The following is a 15,816-nucleotide window of genomic DNA, read 5'->3' on the forward strand; positions in this document are numbered from 1 at the left end:
TGCTACCTGTATAGCATCTATGTAAACGATACTTCTATAATGAGCATTATTGTTAACCAATGATTATCAAAGCGCATAAAAGTAAATAAGATGTAAGTCGAGCTTATTGGAATCGTTATTTCCAATTACTGATATTATGAGAAGGTTTAAGTAAGCACAAAAACGGCACTATTATTAAGAATAATAGTGCCTTCATTTTTATTAAAAAATACTTAATGTGGCTCAGTGAGTCTAAAAAGATGCAGTCTCAGTAGGCATGGTATTACTGATGATGAATTGGTGGGGTGTAAGTAACCATACTATGGTCTATTGTGCTAACTCAACCAGTCCAATCATCACGCCCATCTCTTTTTTGTCATGCTTATCTATCGTGGGTGCGTATAAAGCGGATGCAATACCGCCATCTAAAAATAAAGCATTCGGACACTTCAATTGGTTTTTAAATAGTGCGGCAAACTGATAAAAGGTCACGGGTGCTTCGCTATTGACAAATTGTAGACTGCCATCGCTACACACGCCTATACCGTTGCGAATTTTAGCTGAGGTGCCATCAGGGTCAAACTGCGGATGGATAGCATCATTAATGACCAGCATAGGACCTGATTGGGTAGCATACAATGGCTGTGCAGTGCCGTTTTTTAGTTGCTCAGCTAAGGCATTACTTTCAGTAATTTGTACCTTGCCAGACTTATCCCACCACAGTACGCCATTGGGCAAGAGGTGAAAATTGCCGCCGCCTTCTTTCAGGTTTAATGCACGTATCTCTTCAGATTTGATGACGGTATAGCCAATGGGTGCGTAATTTTCATTGTACATGCCCGCATTCATGGCAAACTTCAAAGATTGCGATGGGGGCAGGCTGCTCAAGAGATTATCAAAAGTCAGTAGCGGTTGTCGACTGTCAGATTGTTGCCAAAATAATGCTAATGAATAGCGCTTATCTGTCAACAAATCAGACTGAATATGACAAGAGCTATAAGCAAACGGTGTGTTGTGTGATTGACATGACCAATCAGTAGAAGCAGTGTCCGTCTGATTGCTATCAGTTGGTTGGCAAGCACTTATACCAACAGTCATAAGCGCCATAAGCATCATTGGCAGTACATGAAGAAGTTTTTTGAAAACAGTGTTTGGCATCAATCATCTATCTTTTATAAGGAAATAAATTACGTGATTGTCACAGCCAAACACTGTTAAATGGTTAAACAGTTGGCGGTATAAAATCGCGGACGGTATTATTGACATTGCCAATCATTTTACCACCATCAATATTGACGTCTACCTCTCCAATCGTTTTTTCTGTTGGCGCACCTGTTTCTTTACCGATATCGCGCGAGTCTTTATTATAAGCAATCAGCGCATCATTATTGGCTAAAAAGCTCGACGAATCTGCCATTACCCACATCTGATTAAAGACCTCTGATCGCGCATTATGATCAAGTAAGGCACCTTTATCGGTGAAATAAAAGAACTTCGACAATAGCTTAATTTGTCCATCATCCAAACGACGTGCAATGTGATAAGGCTGCAATTGACTTGGGTGCTGTAAGCCGACTGCGCCAACGATGCTGGCAAGCGATTTTAGGGTATTTTTATGATAACTGGCAACGCGTTCAGCCTTGCTTGGTACATCAAGTGCTTTTTGACGATAAGGGTCTTGGGTTGCCACACCTGTCGGGCAAGTATTGGTATGGCAAGAGCGTGATTGGATACAGCCGACAGCAAACATAAAGCCACGTGCAGAGTTACACCAATCAGCGCCCAACGCCAATAGGCGGGCGATATCAAAACCTGAGACGATTTTGCCACTCACGCCAAGTTTGATTTGGTTGCGGATGCCTGCCCCAACCAAGGTATTATGAACGAATAAAAAACCATCAATCAATGGCATACCGACGCTATCCATAAACTCAACAGGTGCAGCACCCGTGCCGCCTTCAGCACCATCAATAACGATAAAATCAGGATAGTTATCGGCTTCTATCATGGCTTTGACAATCGCCATAAACTGCCAAGGCTGACCAATACAAAGCTTAAAGCCAACTGGCTTGCCTTCTGATAAATCCCGTAGCTGCTGTAAAAATATAACCAATTCGCGAGGCGTACTAAAAGCAGAATGCGACGCAGGTGATACGCAGTCTTGACCCATCGGCACTTGACGGGTTTCAGCGATTTCTGGGGTGATTTTTTCTGCTGGCAACACGCCGCCCTGACCGGGCTTAGCACCTTGTGACAGTTTGATTTCAATCATTTTTACTTGCGGGTCAACGGCTTTTTCCGCAAATGACAGTGGGTCAAAGTTGCCATTGTCATCGCGGCAACCGAAATAACCTGTACCTAGCTCCCAAATCAAATCACCACCGAATTTACGATGATAAGGGCTGATAGCGCCTTCACCACTATCATGAGTGAAGCCGCCCATTTTTGCGCCTTGATTGAGCGCCATAATGGCATTAGCAGACAAACTGCCAAAGCTCATCGCTGAGATATTAAACACTGACATATCATGCGGCTGCTTACACCGCTCACCGCCCACAATGATGCGGAAGTCTTTATTCTTAATCGGCTCACTGACAGCAGATTGCAAAAACCATTCTTTACCATGAGCATATAAATTGTCCAAAGTGCCAAAAGCATTGGTATCGCTGACGTTTTTGGCGCGCTGATAGACCAAGGCCCGCTGCTGACGTGAGAACGGTACTTGCTCTTTGTCGTTTTCTAGCAAATACTGGCGAATCTCAGGACGGAAATCCTCTAACACATAGCGGATGTGACCGGCGATAGGATAGTTGCTTAGGATAGAGTGCTTAGATTGCAATAAGTCATAAATACCTAGCCCAACGGCGAGACCACCGATGATAATGAGTACCCAGTTGACGAGGAGTAATCCTGCTAAAAACAGCAAGATTGCGGCGCCAAAGGTGCTGTAGCGTAGCAAAACACCGGTTAGGTAAGGGGAGTTGTGTTCAGGCTCAGGGTTCAAATTGGTTCTGGAATCGGGCATAACAAGGCTCAACTATAAAAAATAGGAATTAAAAAATGCGGCAGTAAGTTATTTGGTAACTTTGCCGCTATTCATGATTCAATATAGAAAGATTAAGTAAGAGTTTTAAAATGAGTGAAAGCGCTAAAAGCCAACATGTTAAAAGCAGGCCAAACGCCCTTAGGGGCTCAAATTTGTGGTGTGTATCATACGCCTATAATATCACGGCTCCATATCAATTAAGTAACGGCAGACCGATAAAGACCTGGCAATTGCTACTCTCAGGCTTTAATAATTCCAAAAAAAACCTTAAGCTTATGTTTTGATGACCGTTTGTCGCGTAGCTATGAGTAAGTTACCTATAATCAATGGCAGAAAATATTAAAAATAAAATTGAAACCGACTTTCAGTATCTGGTAGCAAGGTATGAAAAGTACCTTGTAAGCTGTGACGAGGACGGGGCATGAAGGGTAAAAAAAGCAATGGCTATAGCACTTAGACCAAATCACTTTGTGATTGCATCGAAAGGCTTTAGTATCATTGGTAAACTAAGTTAAAACTTACCTGGCAACTCAATTAGTTTAAACCCCGCTGCCAATCCTTTCAGCCAACGCTTGCAACTTAGGTACTATTATCGCCGCATAGTCTTCGCTTTCCCAATTGGCACTTGGGACACTGGCATTGAGTGAATACGCATATTGCCCAGTCGCAACATCAAAGACACCAACGGCCACTGCTAATATGTCCGTAGAGAACTCACCATCCGATACGGTATAACCATGCATTTTATAATGGTCTGCGGCGTCAGATAAAGCAGCCTGCGCATGGTTATAATCTTCTGCTGATAGCTGCTCTTGTAAATTACTACGAATAACAGCCTGTCGTATTTGCGAACTAGCTGCATAAAAAGCACGTCCAATAGCGGTTCGGGCGACGGGAACGGCTGAGCCAACTTGCAAATTGACCGATAGGCGAGCAGGGCTACGACAGCAAGCGTGATAGCGCATTTCCCCTTCGACTTCGGTTGCTAAATTCACCGACACCTCGTTTTGACTGGCAAACTGCCGCAATAACGGTTCAGCTGCTGCCACTAAATCATGACGACTCCACGCTGTTGCACTTAATCGTACCGCACTACTACCCAATTGATACTGTCCATGTAGCGTCACGCGCAAAAATCCAAGCGTCATCAAGGTATGAATCAGACGAGTAATCGTCGCTTTTGGCAATTTTGTCATCTGGCATAATTGCTGATGGCTAAGCGCCTCCTCATGCTCAAAAGCTGCCAATATCATTAAGCCACGTCCAAGGGCAGTGACAAATTGCCTATCGTTGTCTTCTTTACCTTGGGTAAGAGAGCTATTTAATCGATCCAATAATGGTGCAGCTACCGACATGTTTTTTCTCATTTTATAACCATCTGAATGAATAAGGGTTTACAGGACGCTAAAATTTTGCTTAAATAGTTCATATTATGAAACTAAGTTTCGCACAGCGGAATTTTGAAGTCAATAGTAAATTTAGCCAAAGCATCATATTCATCATTAATCGTCGGTCAGGATGACTGACAACAAGGAGCACCACATGGCAACTTCTAGCAGCCCACGTTTTGATTGGGAAGATCCATTTTTATTACGTGACCAGCTTACAGATGAAGAGCGCATGGTAACGGATAGTGCGCGTCAGTTTTTTCAAAAAGAGCTGATGCCGGGTATCATTCAGGCCAATCGTAATGAACATTTTGACCGCGATATCATGCGCCAGATGGGCGAGATGGGTCTTCTTGGTGTGACGATCGACGGTTATGGTTGTGCTGGTATGTCAAGCGTGGCTTATGGCTTGATTGCGAAAGAAGTGGAAGCGGTGGATTCGGGCTATCGTTCAGCGATGAGCGTGCAGTCAAGCTTGGTCATGCATCCGATACATGCCTATGGTACAGAAGAGCAGAAAGAAAAATATCTACCAAAACTGGCAACTGGGGAATATGTCGGCTGCTTTGGTCTGACAGAGCCGGATTCGGGTTCAGATCCTTCATCAATGTCAACGCGCGCGCGCGCAGTGGCAGGCGGTTATGAGCTGACTGGCAATAAAATGTGGATTACCAATAGCCCGATTTCTGATGTATTTGTCGTTTGGGCAAAAGATGATGCCGGTGACATTCGTGGTTTTATCTTAGATAAAGGTATGAAAGGGCTGTCCGCACCGAAAATCGAAGGTAAGTTCTCATTGCGTGCGTCTGTCACGGGTGAGATTGTCATGGACAAAGTGTTTGTCCCTGAAGCCAATGCTTTCCCAGATATTCGTGGTCTAAAAGGTCCGTTTGGTTGTCTAAATAAAGCCCGTTACGGTATCGCTTGGGGTTCAATGGGCGCCGCTGAATTCTGCTGGAAAGCGGCTCGTCAGTATACCCTTGACCGTAAACAATTTGGTCGTCCGCTAGCAGCGACACAGTTGGTACAGCTAAAACTTGCCAATATGCAAACGGAAATCACACTAGGTCTGCAAGCAGCATTGCGTGTTGGTCGTTTGATGGATGAGGACAATGCTGCTCCTGAAATGATTTCACTGATTAAGCGTAATAATTGCGGCAAAGCGCTAGAGATTGCCCGTATTGCCCGTGATATGCATGGCGGCAATGGTATCTCTGATGAGTTTCATATTATTCGTCATGTGATGAATTTAGAAGCGGTCAATACTTATGAAGGTACCCATGATATTCATGCGCTCATCTTAGGTCGCGCGCAGACTGGGATTCAGGCATTTTATTAAGCGTTATTAGCTAATAAGTATTAGCTAATTTCCCGACCATTAACGTACGTTACTGTTGTGCTTCTTACAAAGCACTTGATAAGCAGTAGCGTGCGTTTTTTAGTTATTAGTCCTCATTTATATCTGGTTTAGCAGTAGTTCTAAAGAATTAGATAAATGAGGACTAGGCACTGTCTTATCATTTTTATCATTATAAAAAATACGTTATCAATAAGGGATTATTATGACTGTCACTACAATGACACAACAGCCTGAACAAGCCAACTTTACTAATAATGCTACCGCTGATATTGCGACTGATGCTGTATCACAAGGCGCATTGCATGGTATCAAGGTGCTTGATTTGTCGCGGGTATTGGCAGGTCCTTCTTGCACTCAAGTGCTCGCCGACCTTGGTGCCGATGTGATCAAGGTTGAGCGTCCACATATTGGTGATGAAACCCGTCATTGGGCGCCGCCAAAATTCAGCGATGATACATCCGCTTATTACGCCACCATTAATCGCAATAAAAAATCCCTTACGGTCGATATTACGACGTCTGCTGGACAAACCATCATTAAGCAGCTCGCTGAAACAAGCGATATCGTGGTAGAAAACTTTAAAGTTGGCGGTCTGAAAAAATATGGTTTGGACTATGAGAGTTTAAAGCAAAGCAATCCACGTCTGATTTATGCCTCATTAACGGGCTTTGGGCAAACAGGTCCCGATGCTGAACTTCCGGGCTATGACTATATTATTCAAGGTTTGTCAGGGCTAATGAGCATCACTGGACCTACTGATGGCGAACCGCATAAAGTTGGCGTGGCAGTGGTAGATTTGTTTGCAGGCTTGCAGCTGACGATTGGTATTCAAGCGGCGTTGATAGCGCGCCAGCATACTGGACTGGGTCAACATGTCGATGTCGCGTTACTAGACAGTGCGTTGGCAATGCTCGCTAATGTTGGTATGAATCATTTGGCATCTGGCGAGGTGCCGCCAAGACTGGGCAATGGTCACCCTAACATCGTTCCTTATCAAGTGTTTGCCGGTGCAGGGGAGGAGCATTTCATTTTAGCCTGTGGTAATGACAGTCAATTTGCCAGACTATGCCAGATGCTATCCGTAGAGTGGCATACTGACAGTCGTTTTGCGACCAACCCTCAACGCGTTGCCCATCGTGAGCTGATTTGTGAGTGGCTCATAAACGCATTTGCCAAGCATCCACGTGCATATTGGCTTACGCGCTTGCATGAGGCTGGTATTCCTTGCGGTCCTATTCATAATGTTGCAGAAGCTTTGGCTATGCCGCAAGCACTGGCACGAGGGATGATTGTTAATTTTGCCGCGCAAGGCAGTCCGGTAAGAGCGCTTGGCAGTCCCATTAAACTCTCAGGCTCGCCTGTCACTTATCGTACACCGCCACCGCGTTTGAGCGAGCATACTGACAGCACGCTTAGCAATTTGGGCTATGACAGCGATATGATCGCCAAATTGAAAGCTGATGGGATTGTTTGATTAAACCCCTGATTGTCTTGGTCGAAGGCGGTTATTACCTGCAAAAGCTCAATGACAATTTGCAGGCGTTTTTGTCAGGGCTTATAGTCAGTCCTAAATAAAATAAGTACAAATATCATAAAGTGCTACTGGTATAAATTTTTCTTTCTTTAAACAAGGAAATAGCAGCGTTTAGGTTTTGTTGCTAATCAATGAAACCTAAACGCTGTTCAATTTGCTTCGCCAATTCAATCAGTACAGCACTGACCTCAGCACGCTTGGACTCATATTCTGCTTGTAAAAAGCTGACTGCCATACCCGCAACCGCATTGCCTGACGCATTGCGTATGTAAGTCCCTAAGCAATACATACCATCACGCAATTGCCCATCATCCAGGGAAATACGGCTCTGCTGTATGGCAGCAATTTCATCCGCTAAAGTTTCAAAGTTGCTAACTCCGTTAGGTGTCATTGGCTCTGGAAAGATACCTTCATAAAGTGATTTGATATTATGCATGGGCAATGTTGAAAGCATAGCTTTGCCCGTGGCAGAAAATACTGCTGGTACGCGCACACCAGCACGGAAAGTAAAACCAAGCGGAGCTGGTGCTTCATGACATGCTAAAAAAACCACTTCGCCCAAATCCATTTTGGACAAGGTGACGGTGTGCTGTAACAGGATAGGATATTGCATGATAAGGTCTTTAAATAACTGCACCACCCCTTGCTGTTGCTCGTATTTACCCGCCCAATACAGCAAGTAAGAACCTAAGTGAAAGCGCCCTTCGCTATCCTTATAGATGACATGCTTGGTAAGTAAGCTTTGCAAAATATTATGCGTTGAGCTACGTGGTAGCTTTAACTCTTTTGCAATATAAGCTGCCGTTAAGGGCTGCTGGCTTGCCGTGATTAAATCCAGAATTTGAAACGTTTTGTCTAGAGCAGGAACGGCGCTGGTACTCATAAGTTGCCTATTAAAATGTCAGTTAAAAAGTGAAAATAAAAAATATGTTCGAGAACTATCAAAATAACGGTTGCAAAGACTATCGCATCGTTCTTATAATGATGTCTCATATATGGAATAGTTGTTCAGTATATTGAACAGTCCATATATTATCAATCATTATTACTGACTGCTTACGTCAATTTTTCATTGGTTCAATAGCTGTTTAAAAAGACAAGCTTATGCCAACGTTAGATAGCTTTATAAATAATAAATAAGTAATAGCGACAAACATGGAGTGTTACGATGCTAAAGACGACCCTAAATCTCTCAAACCCAGATTTGATCAAACAGCAGTGTCTTATCAAAGACGGATGGCACGCTGCCAATGATGATGCCACTATTGAAGTGAGCAATCCATTCAACGGCGATATTATCGGTACGGTGCCAAGCTTGACGACCGCTGATGTCAATGATGCTGTTACTTACTCTCACGAAGCTCAAATCACTTGGGCCGCCAAAACCCCACAAGAACGCGCGCAGCTGCTGCAAAAATGGGCAGATCTTATCGATGCCAACAAAGAAGATTTGGCCATTATCATGACCGCCGAGCAGGGCAAGCCTTTGGCTGAATCACGCGGTGAGATTGGTTATGCCAATAGCTTTATCCGCTGGTTTGCAGAAGAAGGCAAACGTGTTTATGGTGATGTCATTCCTGCAACCAACTCGCAATTACGCTATGTGGTATTAAAACAGCCGGTTGGCGTTTGTGCTGCCATCACGCCTTGGAACTTTCCAGCGGCGATGATCACGCGTAAAGCAGCTCCTGCACTGGCAGCAGGCTGTACTATCATTATCAAACCTGCGACTGAAACGCCATTTTCTGCCTTAGCACTCGGTGCATTGGCTGAGCAAGCAGGTATTCCTGCCGGCGTTATCCAAGTTGTGACCGGTAAATCATCTGTTATCGGCGATATTCTTACCGGCGATGCTCGCATTCACAAGCTATCATTCACAGGCTCTACCGAAGTCGGTCGCACCTTAATGGCGCAGTGTGCTCCAACGATTAAAAAGCTGTCATTAGAGCTTGGCGGCAATGCACCGTTTATCGTTTTTGATGATGCCGATCTTGAAAAAGCTGCTGAAGGTCTAATCGCCTCTAAATACCGTAACGCTGGTCAAACCTGTGTGTGTGCCAACCGCGTTTATGTTCAAGACAGCATTAAAGATGAATTCTTAGATATCTTTATCAAGAAAGTCGCTGAGCTAAAAGTCGGTAATGGCATGGAAGAAGGGGTCAACGTTGGTCCTTTGATTAATGAAAAAGCCTTACAAAAAGTACAAGCGCTACTAAAAGATGCGCTAGACAAAGGCGCAACCCTGATTGCTGGTGGCAGTACGAATAATGCGTCAGCCCTTGCTTACAACCCAACGGTTATCACCGATATCAGCGCTGGTATGGATATTGCCAGCGAAGAGATATTTGGTCCTATCGCGCCAGTCTTTACTTTTTCATCTGAAGAAGAAGTTATTCGCGCAGCCAACGACACTATCTACGGTCTAGCAGCTTATTTTTATAGCAGCGACTATGCGCGTGCTTGGCGCGTGACCGAAGGTCTTGAATATGGCATGGTTGGACATAATACGGGCATGCTCTCAACAGAAGTAGCACCATTTGGCGGTGTCAAACAATCTGGTTTTGGTCGTGAAGGTTCAAAATACGGCATCGAAGAATATGTTGTGACCAAATACTGGTGTTCTGACGTCAGCTAAGCTTTTCAGTTTTATTTTCTATTTTAATGGTCACATATTTAATTGTCACATAGCACGAAACGGGGTTCAGTACTATGAATCCCAACTGTAATTTACTCTATAAACCGCCATCACTTCACTGGCATCTACGTAAAAAGAAAGAAAAGGACATTCTTATGACTACCAATCAATCATTACTTGCACGCCGTAAAGCGGTATTGCCAACCGGACTGGGTGTGGCTTTTCCTATCTTTGCCGAAAAAGCAAAAAACTCAGAAGTTTGGGATATTGAAGGCAATCGTTATATCGATTTCGTTGGCGGCATCTCAGTACTAAATACCGGTCACAGTCATCCAAAAATCACGCAGCGTGTGCACGAGCAGCTAGACAAATTCACCCATACTGCTGCGCAAATGATTAACTATGAATGCTATGTCGATCTTGCCGAAAAACTTTGCGAAAAAGCGCCTATCAGTGGCGATACAAAGGCATTCTTCTTGACCACTGGTGCAGAAGCGGTTGAAAACTGTATCAAAATTGCTCGTGCAAAAACCCGTCGTCCAGGCGTGATTTCTTTCGTTGGCGGTTGGCATGGCCGCACGCTTATGTGCATGAGCTTGACTGGTAAAGTATTGCCATACAAAAAGAACTTTGGTCCGATGCCAGGGCCTGTATTCCATGCACTATTCCCATGCGATGAGCTGAATGTTACTGAAGAACAAGCATTGCATAGCCTTGAGATGATTTTCCAAGCGGATATCGATCCTAGTGAAGTGGCGGCGATGATTATCGAGCCAGTACAAGGTGAGGGTGGCTTCCATCAAGTCACGCCATCATTTGCTAAGTCTTTACGCGATATCTGTGATGAGCACGGCATTGTCCTAATCTTTGATGAAGTACAGTGTGGTTTTGCGCGTACGGGTACGTTGTTTGCCTGTGAACAATTGGGCGTTGAGCCAGATCTAATGACCAGTGCTAAGAGCTTGGCAGGTGGTTATCCTATTTCTGCCGTTATTGGTCGTGCCGATATTATGGATGCCCCGCAAGTAGGTGGCTTGGGTGGTACTTATGCTGGCAACCCACTTGCTTGTGTAGCCGCTTTAGCAGTCATCGAAGTCATCGAAGAGGAAAACCTACTTGAGCGTAGTATTGAAATTGGCGACAAAATTGAGTCATTTTTAAAAGGCTTAAACTTAAGTAGTATCGGACATATTCGCCATAAAGGCGCCATGCTCGCGTTTGAATTAATCGATAGCGAAGGTAAGCCAGACGTTGAAGCGACGACTAACCTAAAAGCGAAATCATTTGAGCAAGGTTTGTTACTAGCATCTTGCGGTATGCATGGCAATGCCATTCGTGTGATGGTGCCATTGACGGTTGAAGATGAAGTGCTACAAGAAGGTCTTGATATCATCAAAGGTATTTTGACTGCCTAAGTATTTGATAGCTTAAAGGATAACAAGTGCTAAAGGTTGGGCTGTGTTTGTAGTCAAATCCTAAGCAGTGTTGGTACAACGGCGCCTTGCAAGTCAAGACGCCGTTGTTGTCTCCGCTATTAAGATATTAAAAATACTATCGAGCTTCTCGGCTGAGAAGTATGGAAAGATAAACATGAGGGGCAATGCCCTGTTAAATAAAACCCTGTTATATAAAATACAGTGTCACTCTAAGTGTAATGAAAAAAGATTCACACGGATGAAGCACGGACAAGGAGCAAGTTATGTCTGAATTAAAAAAATCGTTAGGGACACTAGATGTTATCGCCTTAGCATTTGGTGCAATGGTCGGTTGGGGCTGGGTCGTCTTGGCGGGTGGTTGGATTCTATCTGCTGGTACTTGGGGTGCGATGTTAGCGTTCTTCATAGGTGGGCTGGCAGTGATACTGATTGGTGTGACTTATGCTGAGCTTGCGGCATCGATGCCCATCACTGGTGGTGAGCATACTTATACCCATCGCGCGCTGGGAGTAAATGTATCCTTTATCTGTTCATGGAGTATCCTATTTGGTTATTTCTCTGTGGTCGCTTTTGAAGCGGTCGCCTTGCCGACAGTCGTAGAATATTTTATTCCTAATTATAATCAAGGTTATCTCTGGAGCATTGCTGGCTGGGATGTTTATGCCACATGGGTAGGGGTTGGGATGCTGGGCTCCGTCATTGTAACGTGGCTAAATATACGCGGTATGGAAGTCAGTGCATGGTTCCAAAAAACTGCAGTACTAGGTATTTTATTCGTCGGAACCTTACTATTTATTGGTGCAGTGCTTTATAACCCTGAAACCTCTACAGCAATACAATCGCCAGCCTTCATTGGTGGTGTCGGTGGCATGATGGCCGTCATTGTCATGGTGCCCTTTATGTTTGTGGGTTTTGACGTTATTCCACAAGCGGCAGAAGAGATTGATTTAACTCGTCCTAATATCGGTAAGTTTTTGATTATCTCTATCGTCGTTGCGGTGATGTGGTATGTGGGTATCGCTTGGAGCGTGGGTACGACGTTGCCACTGGTACAAGCAGAAAGCTCAACCTTAGCCACAGCTGATGCCATGACCAATGCTTGGCAAGGCAAATGGGCAGGTATTTTACTGGTTATCGGCGGTGTACTGGGTATTTTATCAAGCTGGAATGCGTTCTTAATTGGTGGTAGTCGTCTACTTTATGCGATGTCAAAAGCGCGCATGTTGCCAGCTTTTTTAGGTAAGTTACATCCAAAATACAATACACCTTCGAATGCGATTCTCCTCATTGGTGGTTTAGCAACGCTAGCACCTTTATTTGGTCGCAAGATGTTGGTTTGGATCGTTGATGCTGGTGGTTTTGGTATCGTGATTGCTTATACCTGTGTGGCGATATCATTCTTAGTACTACGCTACCGCGAGCCTGATATGGTACGTCCCTTTAAGATACCAGCAGGTAAGCTTGTCGGTATGATAACGATTGCGCTTAGCTTTGGTTTATTGATGCTATATATGCCAGGTATGCCATCGGCACTAACCGCTATTGAGTGGTGGATTTTCTTTGGCTGGACCTTCTTAGGTATTGTGTTATATAGCTATGCAAGGATTAAATATCCAGGTATTAGTGAATCGATTATGGCAGAAGAGCTGCGCGAATTAAAGATTGTCAATCAGCTATGGTTAAAAGATAATCCACCTAAGCAATAGTTTTTTCGATGGGTTATTTTTTAATAAAATTGTCCTATAAAAAAAGCCTAACATTGACTGTTAGGCTTTTTATTATTCTAAAAATCGCTCTGTCGATTACGACTTATCGCGAATCAACTTATAGTTTAAAAATTCAGTAATGCCAAGGTTACCAAGCTCTCTACCAAAACCTGAGCGCTTCACACCGCCAAATGGGGTATTGGCTTCACTACCAGACGGGGCGTTGATAGTCACCATACCGACATCTAATTGCTCAGCAATCTCTGCTGCCAATGCTGCGTCTTGAGTTTGAATGGAAGCACCTAGACCAAATGGTACATCATTGGCAATTTGAATCGCATGATCGACATCACGCGCTTTATAAATGACAGCAACTGGACCAAAAAGCTCTTGACGATAGACGTCCATGGATTCATCAACGTCTGTCAGTACCGCAGGCTTAAACCAAGCGCCCGGCTTGTCTTTCACCATACCGCCTTCTACCAATACAGTTGCCCCTGCTTGAATGGCGCTGTCGAGCTGCTCTTGTAAGTTTGTTGCTGCTGCTTTAGAGGACATCGGTCCGATAAAGGTGCCATCATCAAGTGGATCAGCCAAGCTCATATCACGTACGGCATCGGTAAAGCCTTTGACGAAATCATCATAAACTGACTCAATGACGATTAGGCGTTTGGCGGCATTACAGGCTTGGCCAGTATTACCAAAACGACCAGAGATAGCGCCTTGTACCGCTTTTCCGATATCAGCGTCAGCTGCAACGATGAAGGCATCTGAACCGCCAAGCTCTAGCACGACTTTTTTGAGGGCGCCGCCTGCTACTTTAGCAACTGCTTGCCCAGCTCGTTCAGAGCCAGTTAAGGAGATACCTTGTACCCTGCTGTCTTCAATAATGGTCGCTGCTTGTTCATTGGTTGCAAACACATTGTTATAGACACCCTCTGGCAAGCCTGCGTCTTTAAAGATATCGACGATAACTTCTGCCGTCTTAGGGCATTGCGGCGCGTGTTTTAAGATAAGGGTATTGCCTGCCATAAAGTTTGGTGCGGCAAAACGTGCAACCTGATAATGCGGATAGTTCCATGGCATGATACCCAACAGGACACCGACAGGTAGCTTCTCTACAGAGGCAGACCCTGTATTGACATCAATTTTATTGGGCGCTAATAGCTGCTCTGCATTATCGGCATAGTAACGAAAGATATCAGCGACCAATCCAATCTCGCCTTTTGCTTGCGCGACAGGCTTACCCATCTCTGTTGCTACGATACGTGCAAGCTCTTCTTTACGCTCAAGATAGAGATCAGCAATTTTATGCAGTAGCTTACTACGCTCACTTAGCGATACTGTGCGCCAGTCTTGATAGGCTGTGTCAGCTTGCTCAATCACTCTTTGGATATCTTGCTCAGTGGCGATAGGGTAAGTGGCTTCTACTTCACCAGTAGCTGGGTTATTAACTTGATAATCGCTCATAGTTATGTCCTTTTTTTAAAGTATTATTGAGTTCAAAATCCATTTGGCTCTATATTTTTATGCGGGTGTTTTTAGTTAATGCTTTTAGTTGCTGTTTTTAATTGATGATTTTGGTTGCTGCTGCGTAATGCAATGAATATTGCCGCCACCAAAAACAATCTCTTTCGTTTGTACTCCCACTACCTGATGCTGAGGAAAGACTTTTTCAAGCTGCTCGATGGCGAGTGCATCATTTATATCATCATATTGCGGTACGATGATAGCGTCATTACAAATCAAAAAGTTGGCATATGAAGCGATACAGACATCACCTGTCAGGCGTGGTTTGGCATCATTAGACTGAACAATGTCGTAATCGTCAGGCAAGGTGACAGAGTTCTTGGTACAGCACAGCTTATGGACTTTTAGATGCCTACCTTTTGCATCGGTCATATTTGAGAGCTGCTCATAGGCCTTTTGCGTTGCCTCATAAAACGGATGCTTAGGGTCGTCAGTAAACAAGCAAACCACTTCACCAGGGCGCGCAAAGCAAGCGATATCGTCAATGTGACCTGTAGTCTCATCAGGATCAATACCGTCATCAATCCACAGCACTTTTTGCACATTAAGATAGGCTTTTAGCTTGGCTTCAATTTGATCTTCGGTTAGGTGCGGATTACGCCCTGGGCTTAGCAAACACATGCGTGTAGTCAGAACAGTGCCTTCACCATCGACGTGAAATGCGCCGCCTTCCATGACAAAGTCATCCGTTCGATAGCGTTTGATATCTAGATGGTCACATAAGCGTTCAGCCAGCTTATCATCGTCATCCCACGGCGAGTATAGTCCATCATAGTCGCCGCCCCATGCGTTGAATGTCCAATCACAAGCGCGTAGCTCACCTTTATCATTGATTAAAAATGTCGGGACAGTATCACGCGCCCAAGCATCATTGCTAGGCATGGCGATAACGTCGATATTAGCAGGTAGATTATCGCGGCATGATTGGTAATCATCAGGATTGACCAGTACGCCAACCTCACAAAAGCCACTGATTGCCAATGCGACATCAACATAAGCTTTCTGAGCAGGAGCGGCTTGTTGTCGCCAGTTATCAGCACGGTATGGCCATACCATCCATATTTTTTGTATAGGCTCAAATTCTGCTGGCATGTAAAAGCCGTCTTGCTGTGGTGTTGAGCCAGTGATTAATCGGTTCGGGAATAATGACATATAGAGCACCTTATTTGACGATAGCGCAAGTGAGCTTGCTTGTTAACAAA

General features: G+C 44.4%; 11 protein-coding genes. 5 read left to right on the forward strand and 6 right to left on the reverse strand.

Translation table 11 applies throughout. From position 1 onward, the window contains the following. Nucleotides 1-306: 306 nt before the first annotated feature. From PSYCG_RS04275 to PSYCG_RS04285, 3 genes are all read right to left on the reverse strand, one after another. Complete coding sequence (locus tag PSYCG_RS04275; protein ID WP_020443093.1) at nt 307-1,137, reverse strand: phosphodiester glycosidase family protein; 831 nt, start codon at nt 1,135-1,137, stop codon at nt 307-309. Between the two features lie 64 nt (nt 1,138-1,201). Next, nucleotides 1,202-3,004 carry an FMN-binding glutamate synthase family protein gene (locus PSYCG_RS04280; protein WP_020443094.1) on the reverse strand — a complete coding sequence of 601 codons (1,803 nt, stop codon included), beginning with the start codon at nt 3,002-3,004 and terminating at the stop codon, nt 1,202-1,204. Between the two features lie 560 nt (nt 3,005-3,564). Continuing rightward, a complete protein-coding gene (locus PSYCG_RS04285) occupies nt 3,565-4,380 on the reverse strand; it encodes an IclR family transcriptional regulator (protein WP_020443095.1) in 816 nt (271 codons plus the stop codon). A gap of 187 nt (nt 4,381-4,567) precedes the next feature. On the opposite strand from PSYCG_RS04285, the gene PSYCG_RS04290 reads away from it, so the two are divergent. Further along, the gene (locus PSYCG_RS04290) at nt 4,568-5,752 is read left to right on the forward strand and encodes an acyl-CoA dehydrogenase (protein WP_020443096.1); all 1,185 of its coding nucleotides are present in this window, start codon (nt 4,568-4,570) and stop codon (nt 5,750-5,752) included. Between the two features lie 223 nt (nt 5,753-5,975). Next, entirely contained in the window at nt 5,976-7,247 is a 1,272-nt protein-coding gene (locus PSYCG_RS04295) for a CaiB/BaiF CoA transferase family protein (RefSeq protein ID WP_020443097.1), read from the forward strand. Between the two features lie 184 nt (nt 7,248-7,431). On the opposite strand, the gene PSYCG_RS04300 is transcribed toward PSYCG_RS04295, so the two are convergent. Then, nucleotides 7,432-8,190, reverse strand: a complete 759-nt coding sequence (locus tag PSYCG_RS04300) for an IclR family transcriptional regulator (protein ID WP_011513163.1) — start codon at nt 8,188-8,190, stop codon at nt 7,432-7,434. A 285-nt stretch (nt 8,191-8,475) separates the two neighbouring features. On the opposite strand from PSYCG_RS04300, the gene PSYCG_RS04305 reads away from it, so the two are divergent. The 3 genes from PSYCG_RS04305 (at nt 8,476) to PSYCG_RS04315 (ending at nt 13,084) form a co-directional block, all read left to right on the forward strand. Further along, nucleotides 8,476-9,942: an NAD-dependent succinate-semialdehyde dehydrogenase gene (locus tag PSYCG_RS04305; RefSeq protein ID WP_020443098.1), complete on the forward strand. Its 1,467-nt coding sequence runs from the start codon at nt 8,476-8,478 to the stop codon at nt 9,940-9,942. Nucleotides 9,943-10,097: 155 nt separating this feature from the next. Further along, entirely contained in the window at nt 10,098-11,357 is a 1,260-nt protein-coding gene (gene gabT, locus PSYCG_RS04310) for a 4-aminobutyrate--2-oxoglutarate transaminase (RefSeq protein ID WP_020443099.1), read from the forward strand. A 284-nt stretch (nt 11,358-11,641) separates the two neighbouring features. Then, nucleotides 11,642-13,084: an APC family permease gene (locus PSYCG_RS04315; RefSeq protein WP_020443100.1), complete on the forward strand. Its 1,443-nt coding sequence runs from the start codon at nt 11,642-11,644 to the stop codon at nt 13,082-13,084. Between the two features lie 96 nt (nt 13,085-13,180). Here PSYCG_RS04315 and PSYCG_RS04320 read toward each other — a convergent pair whose 3' ends face one another. Together PSYCG_RS04320 and aguA are read right to left on the reverse strand one after the other, a co-directional pair. Continuing rightward, the gene (locus PSYCG_RS04320) at nt 13,181-14,554 is read right to left on the reverse strand and encodes an NAD-dependent succinate-semialdehyde dehydrogenase (RefSeq protein ID WP_020443101.1); all 1,374 of its coding nucleotides are present in this window, start codon (nt 14,552-14,554) and stop codon (nt 13,181-13,183) included. 84 nt (nt 14,555-14,638) lie between these two features. After that, nucleotides 14,639-15,766 carry an agmatine deiminase gene (gene aguA, locus PSYCG_RS04325; protein WP_020443102.1) on the reverse strand — a complete coding sequence of 376 codons (1,128 nt, stop codon included), beginning with the start codon at nt 15,764-15,766 and terminating at the stop codon, nt 14,639-14,641. Between the last annotated feature and the right edge of the window lie 50 nt (nt 15,767-15,816).

The organism is Psychrobacter sp. G, assembly GCF_000418305.1.
GTDB lineage: Bacteria > Pseudomonadota > Gammaproteobacteria > Pseudomonadales > Moraxellaceae > Psychrobacter > Psychrobacter cryohalolentis.

What these genes read in the sequence shown, in the direction of transcription:
- PSYCG_RS04320 (WP_020443101.1), bottom strand. Translation starts at nt 14,554, where the DNA reads ATGAGCGATTATCAAGTTAATAACCCAGCTACTGGTGAAGTAGAAGCC.
- PSYCG_RS04305 (WP_020443098.1), top strand. Translation starts at nt 8,476, where the DNA reads ATGCTAAAGACGACCCTAAATCTCTCAAACCCAGATTTGATCAAACAG.
- gabT (WP_020443099.1), top strand. Translation starts at nt 10,098, where the DNA reads ATGACTACCAATCAATCATTACTTGCACGCCGTAAAGCGGTATTGCCA.
- PSYCG_RS04315 (WP_020443100.1), top strand. Translation starts at nt 11,642, where the DNA reads ATGTCTGAATTAAAAAAATCGTTAGGGACACTAGATGTTATCGCCTTA.
- PSYCG_RS04280 (WP_020443094.1), bottom strand. Translation starts at nt 3,004, where the DNA reads ATGCCCGATTCCAGAACCAATTTGAACCCTGAGCCTGAACACAACTCC.
- PSYCG_RS04285 (WP_020443095.1), bottom strand. Translation starts at nt 4,380, where the DNA reads ATGTCGGTAGCTGCACCATTATTGGATCGATTAAATAGCTCTCTTACC.
- PSYCG_RS04290 (WP_020443096.1), top strand. Translation starts at nt 4,568, where the DNA reads ATGGCAACTTCTAGCAGCCCACGTTTTGATTGGGAAGATCCATTTTTA.
- PSYCG_RS04300 (WP_011513163.1), bottom strand. Translation starts at nt 8,190, where the DNA reads ATGAGTACCAGCGCCGTTCCTGCTCTAGACAAAACGTTTCAAATTCTG.
- PSYCG_RS04275 (WP_020443093.1), bottom strand. Translation starts at nt 1,137, where the DNA reads ATGCCAAACACTGTTTTCAAAAAACTTCTTCATGTACTGCCAATGATG.
- PSYCG_RS04295 (WP_020443097.1), top strand. Translation starts at nt 5,976, where the DNA reads ATGACTGTCACTACAATGACACAACAGCCTGAACAAGCCAACTTTACT.
- aguA (WP_020443102.1), bottom strand. Translation starts at nt 15,766, where the DNA reads ATGTCATTATTCCCGAACCGATTAATCACTGGCTCAACACCACAGCAA.